The organism is Micromonospora sp. NPDC006431, from assembly GCF_042870725.1.
Taxonomy (GTDB): Bacteria; Actinomycetota; Actinomycetes; order Mycobacteriales; family Micromonosporaceae; genus Micromonospora.
In genome coordinates, this window is record NZ_JBIAHQ010000002.1 from 106023 (window position 1) to 126015 (window position 19993).

A 19993-nucleotide genomic window follows, 5' to 3' on the forward strand; every position below is an offset into this window, starting at 1 on the left:
GTACGTCGGCTCGGCCCGCCACGACGGCTCGGGACCGTCCGGATGGCCCGGCTCCGGCTCGGCGCGGTACGTCGGCTCGGCCCGCCACGACGGCTCGGGACCGTCCGGATGGCCCGGCTCCGGCTCGGCGCGGTACGTCGGCTCGGCCCGCCACGACGGCTCGGGACGGTGGTCCGGCTCGGCGCGGTACGGCGGCTCGCCGCCGTACCCCGGTTCGAGGCGGTGGGCCGGCTCCACCCGGTAGGTCGCCTCCACCCGGTAGGGCGGCTGCTCGACGCCGTACGGCGGCTCGGCGGGACGGCCGACGGCCGGGGCCCGGCCGGTCCAGCCGGCGCCGGCGCTGCGCCGCGGCAGCGGTTCGGCGGCGGGTGGGGGCTCCGCGGGGCGGTGGTCGGCGTCGATCTGCTCCGCGCCACGGCCGCCGTGTCGGGCCCGGTCGAGCAGCGCCCGCCACCGCGGTGCCGGCTCAGCCTGCCGACCCCAGCCGGTTTCGCTGCCGTCCAAGGCTTCGTCCTCCCCAGCCGTCGATCTCCGCCTGACAGGCTACGAACGAAACCCTATTCAAACCACACCCCCGCGCGCACATCCCCCCGGTGGCCCTCCTCACCGTCGCTCCGGGCGACGGCCGCCGGCGACCACGTCTCAGGAGGTGGGAGCGGGGTTCGGGGATCCCCGACCGGTGGCCGGGCCGCCGGAGGACGGTGAGGACCCGCGCACCGTCGGTGCGGCTTCCGACGAATCGCCCACCGCGCCGGCGCCGGGGGGCGGCTCGGCCAGCCCGGTGTCGACCGGCGGCCGGGCCACGTCCCGCTGCTCGGGCAGCGGTGGGGTGAACACCGTGCGGTCCAGCCGGCGCACCTCCGGCGCCGGGTCGACCACCCGTACGCCGGGGCGGGTGGCCAGGGCCCGCAGCGCCGCCGGGGCGTCCCGCACCACCGCGGCGTACACGCAGGCGCAGCCCGACCGGTAGCCGGCCGCCTCCTCGGCCGAGACCGCCGCCCCCGTGTCGTACACCCGACGCAGCTCGGGATCGGCGGAGGCGGTCGGGGCGGCGGCGCGCGCCCGGTAGTCGGCGGCCTCCCGGTCCTTGCGGGCGGCCACCTCGGCCATCCCGGCGACCACGTCGTCGGGTGCCCGCAGCGCGGCGATCCGGACGATCTCCGTCTGCCGCCCGGGCAACGGCACCCGGGCGACCACCGCCGAGACCGGCGTCGCGCCGAGCGCGGTGGCCAGCTGCGCCGGCGTCAGGTACGCCGCGAACGAGACCAGGGCGTAGTCGCCCGGCCCCGGGTCGGCCGGCCCGAGCGCGGCCAGTTCGGCGGAGGCGGCGCGCAGATAGGCCGGGATGGGGTCGCCCTCCGCCACCCCGACCCGGGTGACCTCGCCGACCGTACGGTCGCCCACCGGCTCGCGGCGACGGTCCCAGACCGCGGCGACCAGCACCGCCAGCGCGCAGGCCAGCGCGATCCAGGTGAGCAGGCCGGACCGCGCCGGACCGCGCCGGGGCGGATGCGGCGGCGGTACGTCGGCGGGCGGGCTGCTCGTCGGGCGGTCCATGGCGGCGGGTCAGTCGCGGAGGGTCTCCAGCGCCCGGGCCAGGTCGTCCGGGTAGTCGCTGACGAAGGTGACCTCCTCGGCCGTCCGTGGGTGCAGGAAGCTCAGTGAGCGGGCGTGCAGCCACTGCCGGGTCAGCCCGAGGCGGGCCGCCAGGGTGGGGTCGGCGCCGTAGGTGAGGTCGCCCACGCAGGGGTGCCGGAGCGTGGAGAAGTGCACCCGGATCTGGTGGGTGCGCCCGGTCTCCAGCTTGACGTCGAGCAGGCTGGCCGCCGGAAACGCCTCCATGGTGTCGTAGTGGGTGACGCTCGGCTTGCCGCCGGAGACCACCGCCCAGCGGTAGTCGTGGTGCGGGTGCCGGTCGATCGGGGCGTCGATGGTGCCGCGCAGCGGGTCCGGGTGGCCCTGCACCACGGCGTGATAGCGCTTCTCCACCTCGCGGTACTTGAAGGCCCGCTTCAACGCGGTGTACGCCGGCTCGCTCTTGGCCACCACCATGACCCCGGTGGTGCCCACGTCGAGCCGGTGCACCACGCCCTGCCGCTCGGCGGCGCCGCTGGTGGAGATCCGGTGGCCGATCGCGGCCAGCGCGCCGATGACCGTCGGCCCGGTCCAGCCGGGGCTCGGGTGGGCGGCCACGCCGACCGGCTTGTCCACCACCACGATGTCGTCGTCGGCGTGGACCACGGTCAGGCCCGGCACGGCCTGCGGCACGACGGTGGGCGGGGCGGCCGGCGCGGGCAGGGTCACCTCCAGCCAGGAGCCCGCCTTGACCTTGTGCGAGTTGGGCCGTACGACGCCGTCGACCAGCGCGTCCCCGGCGTCGACCAGGGCCGCGGCGGCGGTCCGGGAGAGCCCGAACAGCCGGGACACGGCCTGGTCCAGCCGCAGGCCCTCGAGACCGTCCGGGACGGGCAGCGACCGGTGGTCGCCGCCGGTGGCGAAGACAGAGGTCACGCCCGCTCCCGCTGCTCGCCGCCGGTGGCCGTCGCGGCGTCCGCCTGCTGCGCCGGCCGGGCGCCGGCCCGGCTGCCGTCCCGCTGCCGGCCGGTCAGCTCCAGCAGCACGGCCAGGATCACCCCGCAGACCAGGGAACTGTCGGCCAGGTTGAACACCGGCCAGACCTGCCCGTACGGGTCGAACAGGCTGATCATGTCGACCACGTGGCCGACGAAGTGGCCGGGGGCCCGGAAGATCCGGTCGGTCAGGTTGCCGAGCGCCCCGCCGAGCACCAGCCCGAGCGAGACGGCCCAGGGCAGCGAGCGCAGTCGCAGCGCCATCCAGCCGATCCAGGCGATCACGCCGATGGTGATCAGCGGGAAGACCCAGGTGTGGCCGGAGCCGATGCTCCAGGCCGCGCCGCTGTTGCGGGTGAGGGTGAGGTAGACGGCGCCGCCGAGCAGGGACACCGGCCCCCGGCCGGTCAGCTCCGAGAGGGCGAGCTGCTTGGTGGCCAGGTCGGCGAGCAGCGCGAACAGGGCGACGCCGAGGAGGATCCCGATCGCCCTGCGGCGGGACACCCCGGCGCGTGACTCAGCGGTGCCGGACCCGGCGGGCGGTGCTGCGGTCATCTGCTCCCCATCGACGCTTTCGACGGTGGCCCTCACCGTCTCCGTTCCGCCGGGGAGCGGACCTCAGCGCCGCTCCTCCAGCTGCTTGCAGGTCACGCAGAGGGTGGCCGACGGGAACGCGGCGAGCCGCTCCACCGGGATCGGGTTGCCGCACCGCTCGCACCAGCCGTACCCACCCTCGTCGAGACGCTCCAGGGCGCGCTCGACCTGCGTGATCCGCTCCTTGATGCTGTTGGCGAGGGAGATCTCCTGCTCCCGCTCGAACGTCTTGGTGCCGGTGTCGGCCTGGTCGTCCCCGGCCGAGTCGGTCAGCCGATCGCGCTGCAGCTCGGTGATCTCGCTCAGCGTCTGATCGTACTCGGCGTTGAGCTCGTCCCGCCGCGCCGCCAGCGCGGCCCGGATCTTCTCGGTCTCCGCCGCGCTGCGGGTGGCCTTCGCCACCGGCTTGCGGCCGGCGGTCCTGGTGTCGGCTGGCTTCGCCATCGTCAGCTCCCTTGGCCGCGTGCCGCGGCGGTCGGCGGTGCCTGGGCAGGGGACACCGGCGTGGGTGTCCCCCAGTTGCAAAACGGGCGCACGGCGACCAGGGCCGTGCACTCCGGAGGGTGGCAAGAATACGGAACGTACAGGCGTCCGACAACGTGCCGCACCGTCGCACCGCGATTCAGCCCCGAACAGCCACCAATCGGGGCAAAAGGAACGCTAGCAGATCATCCGTCCCGGTCCTCGCCGTACTCGCCAAACCAGCGGGCCAGTCTCCCGCGCCGGCTCACCGCACGCAGCCGTCGCTCCACCTCGTCGCGGACCTCGGCCGTGGCGACGATCAGCAGGCTGTCCCCGACCTTCAGCCGGGTGTCCAGGCCGGGCACGAAGCCCGCCCCGTCGCGCAGCACCAGGGTCACCGAGGCGCCCACCGGCAGCCGCAGCTCGTCCACGTGCACCCCGCCCAGCCGGGACCCCGGGGGCACCTCGACCTGGAGCAGGTCGGCTCGCATCCGTTCCAGCGGCGCGGTCTCCACGCGGATCTCGGCCGCCTCGGCCGGCGCGGTCACCCGGAGCCGGCGGGCCGCCGGGGCGAGGGTCCCGGCCTGGAGCAAGGTGAACATCACCACCAGCACGAAGACCGCGTCGAAGAGCCGTTCCGCCCCCGGCACCCGGGCCGACAGCGGGATGGTGGCCAGCACGATGGGCACCGCGCCGCGCAGCCCGGCCCAGGACAGGAAGAGCTGCTCGCGCGGGCGGAGCCGGAACGGCAGCGCGGCGACCGCCACCGACAGCGGGCGGGCCAGGAGCAGCAGGGCCAGCCCGGTGACCACGGCCGGCAGCACCGCCGCATCCAGCCGGCTCGGCGAGACCAGCAGGCCCAGCAGGACGAACAAGCCGATCTGGGCCAGCCAGGCCAGCCCGTCGGCGAAGCCGAGGATGGCCTGCCGGTGCGGCAGCCGGGCGTTGCCGAGCAGCACCCCGGCCACGTAGACGGCGAGGAAGCCGGAGGCGTGCAGCACCGCGCCGGCCGCGTAGGCCAGCACCGTGAAGCCGACCACCGCGATCGGGTAGAGGCCGGCCGACGGGAGCGCCGCCCGGCGCAGCGCGTACCGGCCGGTGATCCCGGCGGCCACCCCGACCGCGGCGCCGACGCCCAGCTCGTACCCGACCAGGAGCACCTCGTACCACCACGGGTGGGCGGCCGTCGCCCCCCGGGAGAGCAGCAGCACCACGATCACCACGGGGGCGTCGTTCATGCCCGATTCCGCCTCCAGCGTGGCCACCAGGCGGGGCGGCAGGCGCAACCTGCGCAGGGTGGCGAAGACCGCCGCCGCGTCGGTCGAGGAGAGCACCGCCCCGTAGAGCAGGGCCAGCCGCCAGTCCAGCCCCAGCAGGAGGTGCACCACGAGCCCGACCACCAGGATGCTGACCAGCACGCCGACCGTGGAGAGCGCGGCGGCCATCCCGAGCACCGGACGCAGTGTGCTCCACCGGGCGGTCAACCCGCCCTCGGCGATGATCACGATGAGGGCGCTGAACCCGAGCACCCGGGTCAGCTCGACGTCGTGGAACCGGATGCCCAGCCCGGCCTCGCCGATCGCCACGCCCAGCGCGAGGTAGACCAGCAGACTCGGCACGCCGAGCCGGGTGGAGACGCGCACCGCGCCCACGGCCACCAGCAGGACGGCCGCGCCGAGCAGCAGCGCGAGATCGAGCCCGGGGGTCATCCGCGGCCGGCCCGGGCGGTCCTCACTCGGCCGATCCGTCGCGCAGCCGACGCAGCACGTCGGGCAGCCCGGCGGCCGGGCGCTCGACCAGGAAGAGCTTGTCCCGGCTGGCCGCGCCGGCGCGCAGGGAGACCGCCGCCGGCCGGACGCCGAGGGCGTCGGCCAGGGCTCGGCGGGCGGCCTCGGTGGCGCGCCCGTCCACGGCCGGGGCGTGCACGGCGATGACCAGGGCCGGCCCGTGTGGGCCGTCGAAGCGTCCGCCGACCCGGGCCCGGGCAGCGCCGGGCTTCACCCGGACGGCGACGGTGAGCGGGGCATCCATGGTCATCCCGGTCGGCCCGGCCGGGCGTCGGCGAGCAGGACGGTGGCCGGCGCGCAGCGGGCGCACGGGGTGAAGCCGAGCCCGACCGCCTCGGTGACGGGCAGCGGTTCATCGTCCCGGCCGACCAGATGGGGGCAGCCGGGCAGGTGGAAGCGGGGGTGGCCATCGACCACCCGGACCTCGGCGTCGAGCCGGGCCAGCCGGGCCACGTCCGCCGCCGGCAGGTCCTGCACGGGCGGGTCACCGTCGAACGGGCCGTCGGCGGCACGCGAGGTGGGCGCCGGGGCGTCCGGCACGGCACCGGCCTCGTCGGCCGACGGCTCGCGAGGGACGGGCGGAGCGTAGGGGTCGCGCGGGGAGTATGCCGTCGGCGGCGCCTCGTCCGGATCGGTCACCGGCGACTCGGGTGGTTGCCGCCACCCGGGTCCACCGGTGCCGACCGTCGACGGGATGTGCTGGACCGGGATCTCCGGCTCCCCGACCCGGGCGCCGAACGGCGGGCCGGTCCGGGTGCGGTTGCGCGGCCCGGCCACCCGGTCCGCCGTGGCCCGGGTGGCGGCCGCCTGGCGGGCGCCCGCGACGAGGGCGACGGCGGCCAGCAGGCTGACCGCGATGGAGGTGATCAGCAGCGGGCTGGACCCGTTGGCCAGCCCGGCCACCAGGAGCACGACCGCGACGAGGATGAGCAGGATGCTGGCGACTATCACGGCTCACCCCCGCCGCGTCGTGTCGGTCTGCGCGGCCGGCGGCCGTCGTACGGACGGCCGCCGGCGACGGGATCAGCGGCCGGACTCGATGGAGCCCGCGCGGCTGCCGCCGTAGGAGCCGGCGAGGCCGGCGGCGGCGAGGCCGTTGCTGCCCCCGCCAGAGCGGGCGCTGTCGGTGCGGTTCATCTCGGCCTCCAGGCCCTGGCCGCGGCCGTCGAGGTCGCGGAGCTGGCTCTCCAGGTACGCCTTGAGGCGGGTGCGGTACTCGCGCTCGAACTGCTTGAGCTCCTCGATGTGCTTCTGCAGCGCGGTGCGCTTGGCGTCCAGGCCGCCCATGGCCTCCTGGTGCCGCTGGCGGGCGTCCCGCTCGAGGGCATCGGCCTTGGCGCGGGCCTCGCGGGTGACCTCCTCGGCCTTGGTGCGGGCCTCGGAGAGCAGTTGGTCCGCCTCGCGCCGGGCGTCCGAGACGTGGTCGTCGGCGGTCCGCTGGGCCATCATCAGCACCCGCAGCGCCTGCTGCTCGCCGTCACCGCCGGCGGCCGGGCCGCCCTGGGCACGGACCTGCTCCAGCTCGGCCTGCATGGCGCGCGCGGCCTGCTCGGCGGCCGCCTTGTCGCGCTGCACCCGGTCGAGCTGTGCCTTGACGTCGTTGAGCTCGGCTGCGAGCCGGGCGTCACCGCCGGGGCCGGCGGGTGCGCCACCGCGACCGCCGCGCTCCACCTGGGCGCGCAGCTCGTTGTTCTCCTCGATCAGACGGGCGAGCTCGCGCTCGACCTCGTCCAGGAAGGCGTCGACCTCCTCCTCGTCATACCCCCGCTTGCCGATCGGCGGCTTTTTGAAGGCGACGTTATGGACGTCGGCCGGGGTAAGCGGCATCGAAACTCCTCGGGTCAGTTGCGGCCGCGAAAGCGCGCTGGTCAGGCGAAAGACCTGATCAGCGGATCTAACACGAACTCCATCAGCACGAACAGGATAACCAGGAGCACAAGGGAGGCCAGGTCGATGCTCACGGTACCAATTCGCAGCGGAGGGATCACACGCCTCAACGCCCGCAGAGGCGGATCAGTGACGCTCCACACCGATTCGAGTCCCGCCGACGCTCCCCGGCCCGGTTGCCAGCGGCGACCGTACGCCAGAACGGCGCCAAGGACAAATCGGGCCAACAGTACAAGCAGGAACAGAAAAAGGAGCAGATACAGCACCTGGAACAGAATCGACAACACGGCAGGCGACGTCCCTCGGTCGGGCTAGCTCAGGCTGAAAAAGCCGCCCTCAGCGATCTTGGCCTTGTCCTCCGCAGTGACCTGGACATTGGCCGGTGAGAGCAGGAACACCCGGTTGGTCACGCGCTCGATCGTACCCCGGAGCCCGAACGCGAGCCCGGCGGCGAAGTCGACCAGCCGGCGTGCGTCCGCCTCGTCCATCTCGGTGAGGTTGATGATCACCGGCACGCCGTCGCGGAAATGCTCGCCGATGGTCCGCGCCTCGCGGTAGGTGGTCGGGTGCAGGGTGGTGATCTGGTAGCGCTGCTCATCCTCGGCCGCCACCGCCCGCTCGCGGGGCTGCACCTGCGGGGCCAGGGCCAGGTTGTCCCGGGTGTGGTAGGTCAGCGCGCCGGAGCTCTCCCCGCCGCCAGAGCGGGTGATCGACCGGACGCTGGACCGGTCGGTGCGCTCCGGGCGCTCGACGTCGGCCCGGTCGGCGTCGCCGGCCCGGCTCGAGGTGCGCTCGGTCAGCCTCCCGCGGTCGCCCAGCCGGGTACGGGCCGCCGGCGGCTCCTCGGGCTCCTCGTCGTCCTCGTCGGCGAACTCCTCGGAGTACCGGCTCGACCGGTAGCGCGACTCCCGGTAGCCACCCTTGTCGTAGCCACCGTCCTCGTAGGCCCGGTCATCGTCCTCCTCGACGAGCCCGAGCCAGACCCCCGCCTTGCGCAGTGCACCCATCCCCGCGCCCTTCCGTCCGCCGTGCGGCACGCGCCCCCGTGCCGTGTCGCTTGATCACGAGTGGACACCACAGTGCCCACCGGACCGGATCGGCAATCCCCGGACGAGCGGTTCGCGGTCCGCCCGCCACGGCCCCCGGCTACGGGAACGCCGTTCCTGAACAACACTGATGTAATTTGCTTCTTTCGCGGTCAGGCTACCGCAGCGTGGGGCGCATTCCGAGTAACGCGCTGCCGACGCGGACATGTGTCGCGCCGTACCCGATCGCGGTTTCCAGATCGCCGCTCATGCCCGCCGACAGCGCGGTCGCCTCCGGATGCCGGACGCGGAACCGCTGCGCCACCTCGGCCAGCCGGGCGAACGCCCGTTCCGGCTCCCAACCCAGCGGAGCCACCGCCATCAGCCCGCTCAGCCGCAGCGCCCCGGCGCCGGCCACCGTCTCGGCCACCGGGCCGAGCCCCCGGTCGGGGTCCGCCGAGTCGGGCAGCGCCCCGCCCCGGGCCGGGTCGCCGTCGATGCTCACCTGCACCAGCACGTCCAGCGGCCGGTCCCGGCCGGCCGCGGCGGCGTCGAGGGCGGCGGCCAGCCGCACGCTGTCGACCGACTGGACGACGTCGGCGTACCGGGCCACCGAACGGCACTTGTTGCGCTGCAGCTGGCCGATGAAGTGCCACCGCGGGGTCACCCCGGCCGCGGCCACCTCGGCGGCCTTCGGGGCCGCCTCCTGGTCGCGGTTCTCCCCCACGTCGGTCACGCCGAGCCCGGCCAGCGCCACCACGTCGCCGGCCGGGTAGGTCTTGGTCACCGCGACCAGGGTGACCTCGTTGCGGTCCCGGCCGGCGGCCGCGCAGGCGTCGGCGATACGGGCCCGGACCCGGGCGAGCCCGGCCGCGAGCTCGGCGCGCCGCTCGGGTCGCACCGTGGCTGATGTGTCGGTCATCGGCGCTGCTCAGGACCCGTTCTTGAGGAAGTCCGGCACGTCGACGTCGTCGAAGAGCACCCGGCGCGGCGACTGCTGCGGGGCCGGCATGGTGGCCGGCGGGGTCACCGGCGCGGTGGGCTGGGTCGGCTGGTTCTGGTTGGTCTTGCGGCCCTGATCGACCGCCTTGTACGCGGGCGCACCGCCGTCGAAGCCCGCCGCGATCACGGTCACCCGCACCTCGTCGCCGAGCGCGTCGTCGATGACCGCACCGAAGATGATGTTGGCGTCCGGGTGGGCCGCGTCGGTGACCAGCTGGGCCGCGTCGTTGATCTCGAACAGGCCCAGGTCGGAACCGCCGGCGATGGAGAGCAGCACACCCCGCGCGCCGTCCATGCTCTGCTCCAGCAGCGGGCTGGAGATGGCCGCCTCGGCCGCCTCGACCGCGCGGTTCTCGCCGCGGGCGCTGCCGATGCCCATCAACGCGCTGCCGGCGCCGCTCATCACGCTCTTCACGTCGGCGAAGTCCAGGTTGATCAGACCCGGCGTGGTGATCAGGTCGGTGATGCCCTGGACACCGGAGAGCAGCACCTGGTCGGCGGTGCGGAAGGCGTCCATCATGGAGATGTTGCGGTCGCCGAGCGCGAGCAGCCGGTCGTTCGGGATGACGATGAGCGTGTCGCACTGGTTGCGCAGCTCGTCGATGCCGGCCTCGGCCTGCACCTGGCGGCGCTTGCCCTCGAACGAGAACGGCCGGGTCACCACACCGATGGTGAGCGCACCGAGCTTGCGGGCAATGTTCGCCACCACCGGCGCGCCGCCGGTGCCCGTGCCACCGCCCTCGCCGCAGGTCACGAAGACCATGTCGGCGCCCTTGAGCACCTCCTCGATCTCGTCGCGGTGGTCCTCGGCGGCGTTCTTGCCGACGTCGGGGTTGGCGCCGGCGCCCAGCCCTCGGGTCAGTTCCCGGCCGACGTCGAGCTTGACGTCGGCGTCGCTCATCAGCAGCGCCTGCGCGTCGGTGTTGATCGCGATGAACTCGACGCCCTTGAGCCCAACCTCGATCATCCGGTTGACGGCGTTGACGCCGCCGCCCCCGATGCCGACGACCTTGATGACCGCCAGGTAGTTGTGCGGAGGTGTCATCTCCGGTCCTTTCCCTTCGAGATTGGCATGGGCCGACCCCACACGGCTTGGCCAGATCAGCGGCGGAGCAATGCCCGGCGCGGTGGAGGGCCGAAACCCTCACCCTCTACTAGAGGCTTAGAGCTATGTCAACCACTGATCTCTTCCGGGCAACGTAAGCGCCGCCGCGCGATGAGCCAAGGACCTTTCCGGCGTGTCGCCACCGGAGCGGGCGGCGACACACTCGCCGACGGAGCGATCAGCACGCGGCGACCCGTTCGCTGACCGGCGGATCACCGGAAGGTGACCACGTCCGGGGCGCTGACGTCGATCGTGTCGGCCTTCCGACCGAGCAGCGCGGTAGCCACCTTGGACTTGTCCGCGCCGCGGGTCGCGTCCCCCCAGACCACCGTCCGGCCCTCATGCAGCCGCAGGGTGATCCGGGCCAGCCCGGCCACGTCCACCGAGACCAGCTCGGCGCGCAGCCGCGGGCTGAGCGCGGCCAGCACGTCCAGCCCGGCCCGGGTGCCCGGGTCGTCCGCCGCCGGCCGGCCGACCCGGATCACCGGCAGCCCGCCCGGGGCCTGGGGCAGGTCCTGAAACGGCACCCCGGTCCCGTCGATCACCGCGTACCGGTCCCCCTGCGGCACCACCGCCACCGGGGTCCGCTCCACCACCCGGACCACCAGGGTGCCCGGCCAGTCCCGTTCCACCGTGGCGCGCTCCACCGGGGCGAGGGTGCCCACCCGCCGAGCCGCCGCCGCCAGGTCCACCCGGGCCAGCGGCGTGTCGTCCGGGACCGCCACGACGTCGCGCACCTCGACCGGGGTGACCAGCTTCGCGCCGATCACCCGGACCTGCCGGACCCCGAACAGGCCGGTGCCCAGCACGGCCCAGGCCACCAGCCCGGCGGCCGCGAGCACGCCGACGGCGACCGCCCAGGGCAGCGCCGCGCGCATCCGCCGCTGCCGGGCCCGGGCCATGAACCGCCGGGTCGACGGCGGGACGGCGTCGGCACCGGCCCGGACCAACTGCCACCGGCGCACCGGGCTGCGCCGCCCGGCCCCGCCGTCCTGACCCGGGGTCCGGCCGCGCGCCGGGCCGGGGCTCATCCGGCCGCGGCCGCCGCGCCGTCCGGACCGACGCCGGTGCCGATCGCCGCCGCGTCGCTCGCCACGCCGGTGCGGGCCAGCAGGGCGTCGAGCAGCTGGTCGCCCATCAGCGAGATCGGCGGCGCGCCCATGGTCACCACGACGTCGCCGGGGCGGGCCCGCCGGGCCACCTCGACCGGCACGTCGTCCCAGGCCTCGACGAAGACCTTCCGGTCGGCCGGCAGCGGCACCGCCGCGAGCAGCGCGACCGAGCCCTCACCCGGCTGGCGCAGTTCGCCCGGGCCGAACACCTCCAGCAGCACCAGCTCGTCGGCGATGCCGAGGGCGGCGGCGATCTCCGCCTGGAGGTCACGCGTGCGGTAGAGCCGGTACGGCTGGAAGACCACGATCAGTCGGCCCTCGCCGGCCACCTCGCGCAGCGTCTGCAGGGCCAGCGTCATCGACGTCGGGTGGTACGCGTACTCGTCGTAGACCAGCACGTCGTCCGCCACGCCCTTGCGCTCGAAGCGCCGCCGGACGCCGGGGAACACGCCCAGCGCCGCCTCGGCCGCCTCGATCGGCAGCTCCAGCAGGTAGGCGGCGAGCACCGCCGAGGCGGTGTTCAGTCCCATGTGCCGCCCCGGCATCGGCAGCCGGATCTCGCCCAGCGACCGGCCGTCGATCTCGGCCAGGTAGCGCACCCCCTGAGCGGAGGACGCCATCCCGCTCAGCCGCAGGTCGGCGTCGGGCGACTCGCCGTACGTCCACACCCGGCGTCCCTCGGCGCGCAGCGTCTCGGCCAGCCGCCGCCCGCCCGGGTCGTCGGCGCAGGTGATGATGAACCCCTCGGGGTCGGTGAGCCGGGCGAAGTCGGCGAACGTCGCCTCCAGGTTGGCCAGGTCGCCGTACGTGTTGAGGTGGTCCGCCTCGATGTTCGTGATGATCGAGACGTACGGGCGGTAGATGAGGAACGAGCGGTCGCTCTCGTCCGCCTCGACCACGAAGTATTCACCCGTGCCGTGGTGCGCGCCGGAGCCCACCTCGGAGATCTCCCCGCCGATCACGAAGGACGGGTCGGTGCCGGCCTGCTGGAGCACCATGGTGACCATCGAGGTGGTGGTGGTCTTGCCGTGGGTGCCGGCGACCGCCACCGTCCGGCGGCCGGTCATCGCGGCCGCGAGGGCCTCGGAGCGGTGCAGCACCCGCAGCCCGCGCCGGCGCGCCTCGACCATCTCCAGGTGGTCCTGGGGGATGGCCGAGGAGTAGACCACGGTGTCCACCCCGTCGAGGTTCGCCGCCTCGTGGCTCATATGGATGGTGCCGCCGAGCGCCCGCAGGCCGGCCAGGGACGGCCACTCCCGCAGCTCGCTGCCGGAGACCGGCAGGCCCCGGGTGAGGAACAGCCGGGCCAGGCCGCTCATGCCGACCCCGCCGACCCCGATCAGGTGGATCCGGCCCAGGTCCTCCGCGGTCATCGTGCCGGCGGGCGTGAACTGCGCGGTGTTCATGAGAGGTACCTTCCCGTCGCGGGGGCGACCGTCACAGTGCCGTCATTGTTCGCGACTGCGGGGCTCGCAAGCTCACTCCTCGCGCTCACCGAGCCACCGCCTCGTAGACGAAGTTCAGCAGGGCGACGTCGCCGTCGCGCCGGCCGTACGCGGCCGCGGCGGCGCCCATCGCGGCGAGCCGCTGCGGGTCCCGGACCAGCGGGATGACCGTCCGCTCCAGCCAGCTCGGGGTCAGCTCGGCGTCGTCGACGAGCAGCCCGCCACCGGCGTCCACCACGGGCAGCGCGTTGCGCTTCTGCTCCTGGTTGCTGTGCGGGTACGGCACGTAGATGGTGGGCAGCCCGATGGCGGCCACCTCGGCACAGGTCATCGCGCCGCCCCGGGCCAGCATCAGGTCGGCGGCGGCGTAGCCCAGCTCCATCTCGGACAGGTAGGGCAGGGTCACGTACGGCACCGGCAGGTCGGTGGGGATCGAGACCGGCTCGTTGCGGGCCCCGATCACGTGCAGCACCTGCACGCCGTTGCGGGCCAACTCCTTGGCCGCCCCGGAAACCGCCAGGTTGATCGAGCGGGCGCCCTGCGAGCCGCCGGCGACGAAGAGCACCGGCAGGTCGGGGCGGAGTCCGAAGTGGGCGCGGGCGGCGTTGCGCATGGCGGCCCGGTCCAGGCCGGCGATGCCGCGGCGCAGCGGCACCCCGACCACCCGGGCGTTGCGCAGCGACTCGGCCTGCGCCGGCTGGTGCGGGAAGCCCACCGCGACGTGCTTGGTGAACTTCATCCCGAGCCGGTTGGCCACGCCCGGCGGCACGTTCACCTCGTGGATGACGATCGGCAGCTCCCGGCGCCACGCGGCCAGGTAGCCGGGCACCGAGACGTACCCCCCGAAGCCGACCACGACGTCGGCCCGCACCTCGTCGATCACCTTGCCCGCCGCGCGGGCCGCCTTCCACATCCGGTCCGGGGTGCGGACCAGGCTCATGTTGACCGAGCGGGGCAGCTGGTAGGCGGGGATCTGTCGCAGGTCGTAGCCGGCCGGCGGGATCAGCTCGTTCTCCAGGCCCTTGGGTGTGCCGAGGCAGGTGACCCGGACGCTGGGGTCGTGTCGGCGCAGGCAGTCGGCGAAGGCGAGCAACGGGTAGATATGCCCGCCGGTGCCTCCTCCGCAGAGCACCACCGAACGCAGCGGACCCATCAGCGTCTCCTCTCGCTCGCCGTCCCGGCGCGCGTCCGGCCCCGCCGGGCGGCGCGGGCTGCGGCCTGGTCGTCCTCCCGCCGCGACCGGGACCGGGGTACGGACCCACGGTCCGCCGGTGGCGCCGCCGGGCGGCGGCGCCGGCCGGCAATCGGCGGCAACGGGGCCCAGAGTAGTCGGACCCACCGGGCCGGCGGACGGGCATGCAGGGCTCGGGCCGCGTCCGGCTCGGCCCGGGCGAAGGACGCGAGCATGCCGACCGCCGCCAGGGTGACCACCAGGGCGCTGCCGCCGTCGGAGATGAACGGCAGCGGCACACCGGTCAGCGGCAGCAGTCCCGTCACCCCGCCGATGTTGATCACCGCCTGGCCGACCAGCCAGGCCGTGACGCCGGCCGCGGCGAGCCGGCGGAACGGGTCCTCCACCCGCCGGGCGATCCGCAGCCCGGTGTACGCCAGCACGGCGAACAGCACCAGCACCACGGTGCAGCCGACCACGCCCAACTCCTCGGCGATGATCGCGAAGATGAAGTCGTTGTGCGCCTCGGGCAGCCAGGCCCACTTGAAGGTGCTCTTGCCCAGCCCGACACCGAACCAGCCGCCGTGGCCGAGCGCGTAGCGGGCCTGGACGAGCTGGTAGCAGCCCTCCAACTGCTCCTCGAAGCAGGTCTTCGGGTCGGGCGGGTCGAGAAACGAGGTGAGCCGGGTCAGCCGGTAGTTGTCGGCATCGCGCGAACCCGAGCCGGCCCCCAGGGACGCGGCGGCGACCAGCAGGCCGACGCCGAGCAGGCCGACCGCGGAGAGGGCGGCGAAGACCCGCCTCCGTACGCCGGCCGCCCAGAGCATGCCGACCACCAGGGCCAGCAGGCAGAGCATGCTGCCCAGGTCGTTGTAACCGACCAGCACGGAGAGCAGCCCGACCACCGGGAACAGCGGGGTGGCCAGTTCCTTCCACCAGCCCAGCGCGGCGCCCTTGCGGGCCAGCACGTGCGCGCCCCAGAGCACCAGCGCGAACTTGGCCACCTCGACCGGTTGCACCGAGACCGGGCCGAGCCAGAGCCAGAGCAGGTTGGCCTCGAGCGGGCCGACCGACTTCACCCGGAACAGCGCCTCCAGCGCGACCAGCAGGTTGAGGATCAGCAACAGCACCACGGCCACGCCGAGGAAGGGCCGGGCGATCGCCCGGAAGGTGCGGGCGGGCAACCGCTGGCAGGCCCAGAACGCCACGATGCCGATCACCGCGAAGACGGTCTGCCTGACCAGCGAGGCCGAGGCGTCGCCGTCCTCGGCGTAGTCCTTCACGCTGGTCGCCGAGAAGACCATGGTGAGGCCGATCAGCAGCAGCAGGCCGGCGCTGGACAGCAGCAGATAATAGGAGGCCAACGGCCGGGCCAGCAGGCCGCGCAGCGCGGCCAGCCCGCCGGCGGCGTCCAGCCCGAGCGGCGGGGCCGGCGGGTCGGCCGGCCGGGTCGCGGCCGGTGCCCGTCTGCTCTGCGTGTCGGTGGTGCCCTCGGTGTCTCGTCCCTCCCCCACCCGCCCATCATCGCGGCTCGACCCGCCCGCCCGTGGCGCAACCGCCCGGTCGGCGTGTCGGGGCGGGAGGACGGCCTGCCAGCGGACCGGTGGTCACCACCAGGGACCTGCCGAAGAGCAAAGGGCCCCTGCACGGCTGCGCTCAGCTGACCGCGGCGAGGAACTCGCTGTAGAACAGGCCCAGCGCGATGGCCACGCCGATGCCGGCGATGATCCAGAAGCGGACCACGATGTTGACCTCGCTCCAGCCGGCCAGCTCGAAGTGGTGCTGCAGCGGCGACATCCGGAACACCCGCTTACCGGTGGTCCGGAACGAGATGATCTGGATCACCACGGACATCGTGATGATCACGAAGAGCGCGCCGATGATCGGCAGCAGCAGGATGGTCCGGGTGGACATCGCCATGCCGGCGATCAGGCCGCCCAGGCCGAGCGCCCCGGTGTCGCCCATGAAGATCCGGGCCGGCGAGGTGTTCCACCACAGGAAGCCCACACAGGCGCCGGCCGCCGCCCCGGCGATCAGGGCGATCTCCAGCGGGTCCCGGACGGTGTAGCAGTACGCCTCGGTGTAGTTCGGGTCGGCGCACCAGTGCCGGTACTGCCAGAACGCGATCAGCCCGTACGCGGCGAGCACCATCACCGAGGCGCCGGTGGCCAGGCCGTCGAGGCCGTCGGTGAGGTTGACGCCGTTGGTGGCGGCCATCACCACCAGGACGATGACGATCACCGAGGCGACCTTGCCGATCTCCAGGGCGGGGATGTCCCGGATGAAGCTCAGCGTGGTGCTGCCCACCGTCTCGGCGTTGGTCCGGTTGCCGCTGACGTCGTACATGGTGCTCGGAAAGTAGAGCGCCACGACGCCGAAAACCGCGCCAACGATGATCTGGCCGGCCAGCTTGCCCCGCTTGTTGAGGCCGCCGCTGTGCCGCTTGCGCACCTTCAGGAAGTCGTCGATGAAGCCGACCGCGCCGGAGAACACCATCAGCCCCAGCAGCACCAGCGCCGTGATGGTCGGCTCGACCTGGGCGATCTGGGCGTCCGGCAGGGTGGTCAGGGCCAGGTGGCCGGCGACGTACGCGATCACCGTGGCCAGGATGAAGACCACGCCGCCCATCGTCGGCGTGCCCTTCTTGCCCTGGTGCATGGCCGGGCCCTCGGCCCGGATCGGCTGGCCGGCCTTGAGCCGGGTGAACACCTTGATCGCGATCGGGGTGCAGAACAGCGAGATGAGGAAGGCGACCCCGATGGCGACGATGACCGCCCTCATGAGGCGGCCCCCTCAGTGGCGTCCGCGCGCAGCGCGTCGGCCACCTCCCACGTGCGGTACCGGGAGCCCTTCACCAGGACCACGTCACCCGGACGTAGCTCGCTCCGCAGCACCTCGACGGCCGCCGCCTGATCGGTGAGCAGCACCGACTCTCCTCCCCAGTTGCCTACCGCTGTCGCCCCGTGGTGGATCGGCGCCGCCGGCTCGCCCACCACGAGCAGCCGGTCGACGCCCAACTCGGCCGCGAGCCGGCCGACCTGCTGGTGTCCCTCCCGTTCGAAGTCCCCCAGCTCGGCCATGTAGCCGAGCACCGCGACAGTACGCCCCCGCCCGCCCAGGCTGGCGAGCGCCCGGAGCGCCACGCCCATCGAGGCCGGGTTGGCGTTGTACGAATCGTCGATCACCGTGACCCCGTCGGCGCGTTCGAAGACGTCCATCCGGCGGGTGGAGACCAGGCCCAGCTCGCCCAGGGCGGCGGCCAGCTCGGCCAGCGGCATCCCCAGCTCGCGGGCGACCGCCGCGGCGGCCAGCGAGTTGGAGACCTGGTGCCGCCCGGTCAGCCCGAGCCGCACCGGCACGCTCCCCTCCGGGGTCACCAGCGTGTACGACGGCCGGCCCCGCCCGTCCAGCGTCACGTCCACCGCCCGCACGTCGGCCCGCTCCGACTCGCCGTACCGGACCACCCGGGCCTCGGTACGGGCCGCCATCGCGTCGACCAGCGGGTCGTCGGCGTTCAGCACGGCCAGCCCGTCGGCGGGCAGCGCCTCGACCAGCTCCCCCTTGGCGAGGGCGATGGTCTCCACCGAGCCGAACTCGCCGATGTGCGCGACCCCGACGTTGAGCACCACGGAGATCCGCGGCGGCACCACCTCGCACAGGTAGCGCACGTGCCCCACCCCGCGGGCGCCCTTCTCCATGACCAGGTATCGGGTCTCCGGGCCGGCCTGCAGCGCGGTGTACGGGTGCCCCAGCTCGTTGTTGAACGAGCCGGGTGGCGCCACGGTCGGGCCGAGCCGGACCGCGAGCTGGGCGATCAGGTCCTTGGTGGTGGTCTTGCCGGACGACCCGGTGAGCCCGATCACGGTCAGTCCGGGCAGCCGGTCGACCACCGTGCGGGCCAGCCGCCCCATCGCGTCGAGCGCGTCGGCCACCAGCACCATCGGCACGCCCGGCACCTCGCGGGTGCCGAGCACGGCCACCGCGCCGGCGTCGACCGCGGTGGCCGCGTAGTCGTGCCCGTCCACCTGCTCGCCGGGGAAGGCGACGAAGAGGCCGCCCGGGCCGACCTTGCGGGAGTCGAACTCGACCGACCCGGTGACCCGGGCGTCCGGGTCGGCGGCGGCCAGCCGCCCGTCGACGGCCGCGGCCACCTCGGCCAGGGTCAGCGGGATCATGGCCGCCCCACCAGGTCGCCGAACCGGACACGCAGCGCCTCGGCGAGCTCCACCCGGTCGTCGAACGGCAGCACCTCGCCGTTGATCTCCTGGCCGCGTTCCTGCCCCTTGCCGAGCAGGGCCACGATGTCACCCGGTTCGGCCAACCGGACCGCCTCCTCGATCGCGGCCCGCCGGCCGGGCGCCTCGATGATCCGCGCGGCGGTGTTCGCCGCGTACGCCCCGGCCAGCACCTCGGCCCGGATCGCGGCCGGCTCCTCGGTGCGCGGGTTGTCGTCGGTCACCAGCACCACGTCGGCTCCGGTCGCCGCGACCGCCCCCATCACCGGCCGCTTGCCCCGGTCCCGGTCGCCGCCGGCGCCCAGGACGCAGATCAGCCGGCCGGTGGTCAGGTCCCGCAGGGCGGTCAGCACCGCCTCGATGGCATTGGCCTTGTGCGCGTAGTCGACCACGCCGAGCACCGGGGCGTCGCCGCTGACCAGTTCCAACCGCCCGGGCACCCCGCCGCAGGCGGCCACCCCGCGGGCCGCCGTGGCCGGGTCGACCCCGGCGGCCACCAGGGTGGCGATGGCGAGCAGGGCGTTGGCCACGTTGTGCCGCCCGGGCAGCGAGACGCCGGTGGGCAGGGTCAGCCCGTCCGGGCCGTGCACCGTGAAGCGCTGGGCGTACCCCTCGCCGTCGACGCCGTCGGCCCACCAGGTGGCGGTCGGGTCGCCGGCCGCCGAGTAGGTCACGGTCGCCGGCTTGACCAGCGGGCGCAGCGCCGGGTCGTCGTGGTTGAGCACCTCGACCTGGCAGCGCCCGTCGAAGAGCTTCGCCTTGGCGGCGAAGTAGTCCGCCTCGTCGGCGTGGAAGTCCAGGTGATCGGAGCCGAAGTTGGTGTAGCCGCCGACGGTGAAGCGGACCCCGCCGACCCGTCCCATGGCCAGCGCGTGGCTGGACACCTCCATGACCACCGCGTCGACCCCCCGCTCCCGGGCCACGGCGAGCATGGCGTGCAGGTCGGTCGCCTCCGGGGTGGTCCGGACGCTGTCGATCACCAGGTCGCCGAGCCGGGTCTCCACGGTGCCGATCAGGCCCGTGGTGTGCCCGGCGGCGCGCAGCCCGGACTCGATCAGGTAGCTGGTGGAGGTCTTGCCGGCGGTGCCGGTGACGCCGATCACGGTCAGGCCGGCGGTCGGATCGCCGTAGACCGTGGCAGCGACCTCGCCGAGCACCGCCCGGGGATCGTCCACCACCAGCGTGGGCAGGCCCGTGTCGGCGGCCAGCGCCACCCCGGCCGGGTCGGTCAGCACGGCCACCGCGCCGGACTCGGCCGCGGCGGCGGCGAACTCCGCGCCGTGCCGGCGGGCGCCGGGCAGGGCCGCGTACAGGTCGCCGGGGCGGACCTCCTGGCTGGCGTGGGTCACCCCGGTGACGGCCACGTCGGCGGCCTCCGGAGGCAGCTGACCCTGTCGTTGGCTCGCGGCTGCGGGGCTCGCAAGCTCGCTCCGCGCGCTCGCCCGCAACCGGGCGGCGAGGTCGCCGAGCCGGACGGGATGCACGGTACGGGGACGTGGATTGCCGGGCACGGCGTCAGACCCTACCCGGTCGTCCGGTCCCGAGCGCACAGCCGCCCCGGTGGTTCGTCGCCACTCACCGATGATGTCTCCCGGTGC

Annotated in this window: 19 protein-coding genes and 1 pseudogene; all 20 read right to left on the reverse strand. The window is 74.2% G+C overall.

What is annotated here, in order from left to right; genetic code table 11:
- A pseudogene (locus tag ACFYM6_RS04025) lies at positions 1–504 on the reverse strand (ATPase); the annotation flags it as partial.
- 138 nt (positions 505–642) lie between these two features.
- Positions 643–1557 (reverse strand): hypothetical protein, encoded by a 915-nt coding sequence (locus ACFYM6_RS04030; RefSeq protein ID WP_387272039.1) that lies wholly within the window; start codon positions 1555–1557, stop codon positions 643–645.
- Positions 1558–1566: 9 nt separating this feature from the next.
- The gene (locus ACFYM6_RS04035; protein WP_387272041.1) at positions 1567–2511 is read right to left on the reverse strand and encodes an RluA family pseudouridine synthase; all 945 of its coding nucleotides are present in this window, start codon (positions 2509–2511) and stop codon (positions 1567–1569) included.
- Positions 2508–3125: a signal peptidase II gene (lspA, locus tag ACFYM6_RS04040; RefSeq protein WP_387272043.1), complete on the reverse strand. Its 618-nt coding sequence runs from the start codon at positions 3123–3125 to the stop codon at positions 2508–2510. The genes ACFYM6_RS04035 and lspA overlap by 4 nt, the downstream gene beginning before the upstream one ends.
- Positions 3126–3188: 63 nt before the next feature.
- Complete coding sequence (locus ACFYM6_RS04045) at positions 3189–3608, reverse strand: TraR/DksA C4-type zinc finger protein (RefSeq protein WP_018785248.1); 420 nt, start codon at positions 3606–3608, stop codon at positions 3189–3191.
- Positions 3609–3832: 224 nt separating this feature from the next.
- Positions 3833–5335, reverse strand: coding sequence for a potassium/proton antiporter (locus ACFYM6_RS04050; protein WP_387272045.1), 1503 nt, complete (start codon positions 5333–5335; stop codon positions 3833–3835).
- Between the two features lie 22 nt (positions 5336–5357).
- Positions 5358–5663 carry a DUF167 domain-containing protein gene (locus tag ACFYM6_RS04055; RefSeq protein WP_148796578.1) on the reverse strand — a complete coding sequence of 102 codons (306 nt, stop codon included), beginning with the start codon at positions 5661–5663 and terminating at the stop codon, positions 5358–5360.
- Complete coding sequence (locus tag ACFYM6_RS04060) at positions 5660–6364, reverse strand: hypothetical protein (RefSeq protein WP_387272047.1); 705 nt, start codon at positions 6362–6364, stop codon at positions 5660–5662. The genes ACFYM6_RS04055 and ACFYM6_RS04060 overlap by 4 nt, the downstream gene beginning before the upstream one ends.
- Before the next feature lie 72 nt (positions 6365–6436).
- Positions 6437–7240, reverse strand: coding sequence for a DivIVA domain-containing protein (locus ACFYM6_RS04065; RefSeq protein ID WP_387272048.1), 804 nt, complete (start codon positions 7238–7240; stop codon positions 6437–6439).
- Positions 7241–7281: 41 nt separating this feature from the next.
- Positions 7282–7587: a YggT family protein gene (locus ACFYM6_RS04070; protein ID WP_357435191.1), complete on the reverse strand. Its 306-nt coding sequence runs from the start codon at positions 7585–7587 to the stop codon at positions 7282–7284.
- A gap of 24 nt (positions 7588–7611) precedes the next feature.
- Positions 7612–8307, reverse strand: a complete 696-nt coding sequence (locus tag ACFYM6_RS04075; RefSeq protein WP_387272050.1) for a cell division protein SepF — start codon at positions 8305–8307, stop codon at positions 7612–7614.
- Positions 8308–8503: 196 nt separating this feature from the next.
- Positions 8504–9247: a YggS family pyridoxal phosphate-dependent enzyme gene (locus tag ACFYM6_RS04080; protein ID WP_387272052.1), complete on the reverse strand. Its 744-nt coding sequence runs from the start codon at positions 9245–9247 to the stop codon at positions 8504–8506.
- A gap of 9 nt (positions 9248–9256) precedes the next feature.
- A complete protein-coding gene (gene ftsZ / locus ACFYM6_RS04085; protein ID WP_387272053.1) occupies positions 9257–10372 on the reverse strand; it encodes a cell division protein FtsZ in 1116 nt (371 codons plus the stop codon).
- A gap of 272 nt (positions 10373–10644) precedes the next feature.
- Positions 10645–11463 (reverse strand): cell division protein FtsQ/DivIB, encoded by an 819-nt coding sequence (locus tag ACFYM6_RS04090; protein WP_387272055.1) that lies wholly within the window; start codon positions 11461–11463, stop codon positions 10645–10647.
- Entirely contained in the window at positions 11460–12950 is a 1491-nt protein-coding gene (gene murC / locus ACFYM6_RS04095) for a UDP-N-acetylmuramate--L-alanine ligase (protein ID WP_387272057.1), read from the reverse strand. Before murC ends, ACFYM6_RS04090 begins: the two co-directional genes overlap by 4 nt.
- A gap of 85 nt (positions 12951–13035) precedes the next feature.
- Positions 13036–14142 carry an undecaprenyldiphospho-muramoylpentapeptide beta-N-acetylglucosaminyltransferase gene (gene murG / locus ACFYM6_RS04100; protein WP_387272059.1) on the reverse strand — a complete coding sequence of 369 codons (1107 nt, stop codon included), beginning with the start codon at positions 14140–14142 and terminating at the stop codon, positions 13036–13038.
- Positions 14142–15557: an FtsW/RodA/SpoVE family cell cycle protein gene (locus ACFYM6_RS04105; protein WP_387272782.1), complete on the reverse strand. Its 1416-nt coding sequence runs from the start codon at positions 15555–15557 to the stop codon at positions 14142–14144. Before ACFYM6_RS04105 ends, murG begins: the two co-directional genes overlap by 1 nt.
- Before the next feature lie 259 nt (positions 15558–15816).
- Positions 15817–16941: a phospho-N-acetylmuramoyl-pentapeptide-transferase gene (mraY, locus tag ACFYM6_RS04110; RefSeq protein WP_387272060.1), complete on the reverse strand. Its 1125-nt coding sequence runs from the start codon at positions 16939–16941 to the stop codon at positions 15817–15819.
- Positions 16938–18335: a UDP-N-acetylmuramoyl-tripeptide--D-alanyl-D-alanine ligase gene (murF, locus tag ACFYM6_RS04115; RefSeq protein ID WP_387272062.1), complete on the reverse strand. Its 1398-nt coding sequence runs from the start codon at positions 18333–18335 to the stop codon at positions 16938–16940. The genes mraY and murF overlap by 4 nt, the downstream gene beginning before the upstream one ends.
- Positions 18332–19945 (reverse strand): UDP-N-acetylmuramoyl-L-alanyl-D-glutamate--2,6-diaminopimelate ligase, encoded by a 1614-nt coding sequence (locus ACFYM6_RS04120; protein WP_387272064.1) that lies wholly within the window; start codon positions 19943–19945, stop codon positions 18332–18334. The genes murF and ACFYM6_RS04120 overlap by 4 nt, the downstream gene beginning before the upstream one ends.
- Between the last annotated feature and the right edge of the window lie 48 nt (positions 19946–19993).

What these genes read in the sequence shown, in the direction of transcription:
- ACFYM6_RS04030 (WP_387272039.1), bottom strand. Translation starts at nt 1,557, where the DNA reads ATGGACCGCCCGACGAGCAGCCCGCCCGCCGACGTACCGCCGCCGCAT.
- lspA (WP_387272043.1), bottom strand. Translation starts at nt 3,125, where the DNA reads ATGACCGCAGCACCGCCCGCCGGGTCCGGCACCGCTGAGTCACGCGCC.
- ACFYM6_RS04045 (WP_018785248.1), bottom strand. Translation starts at nt 3,608, where the DNA reads ATGGCGAAGCCAGCCGACACCAGGACCGCCGGCCGCAAGCCGGTGGCG.
- ACFYM6_RS04050 (WP_387272045.1), bottom strand. Translation starts at nt 5,335, where the DNA reads ATGACCCCCGGGCTCGATCTCGCGCTGCTGCTCGGCGCGGCCGTCCTG.
- ACFYM6_RS04055 (WP_148796578.1), bottom strand. Translation starts at nt 5,663, where the DNA reads ATGACCATGGATGCCCCGCTCACCGTCGCCGTCCGGGTGAAGCCCGGC.
- ACFYM6_RS04065 (WP_387272048.1), bottom strand. Translation starts at nt 7,240, where the DNA reads ATGCCGCTTACCCCGGCCGACGTCCATAACGTCGCCTTCAAAAAGCCG.
- ACFYM6_RS04075 (WP_387272050.1), bottom strand. Translation starts at nt 8,307, where the DNA reads ATGGGTGCACTGCGCAAGGCGGGGGTCTGGCTCGGGCTCGTCGAGGAG.
- ACFYM6_RS04080 (WP_387272052.1), bottom strand. Translation starts at nt 9,247, where the DNA reads ATGACCGACACATCAGCCACGGTGCGACCCGAGCGGCGCGCCGAGCTC.
- ftsZ (WP_387272053.1), bottom strand. Translation starts at nt 10,372, where the DNA reads ATGACACCTCCGCACAACTACCTGGCGGTCATCAAGGTCGTCGGCATC.
- ACFYM6_RS04090 (WP_387272055.1), bottom strand. Translation starts at nt 11,463, where the DNA reads ATGAGCCCCGGCCCGGCGCGCGGCCGGACCCCGGGTCAGGACGGCGGG.
- murC (WP_387272057.1), bottom strand. Translation starts at nt 12,950, where the DNA reads ATGAACACCGCGCAGTTCACGCCCGCCGGCACGATGACCGCGGAGGAC.
- murG (WP_387272059.1), bottom strand. Translation starts at nt 14,142, where the DNA reads ATGGGTCCGCTGCGTTCGGTGGTGCTCTGCGGAGGAGGCACCGGCGGG.
- mraY (WP_387272060.1), bottom strand. Translation starts at nt 16,941, where the DNA reads ATGAGGGCGGTCATCGTCGCCATCGGGGTCGCCTTCCTCATCTCGCTG.
- murF (WP_387272062.1), bottom strand. Translation starts at nt 18,335, where the DNA reads ATGATCCCGCTGACCCTGGCCGAGGTGGCCGCGGCCGTCGACGGGCGG.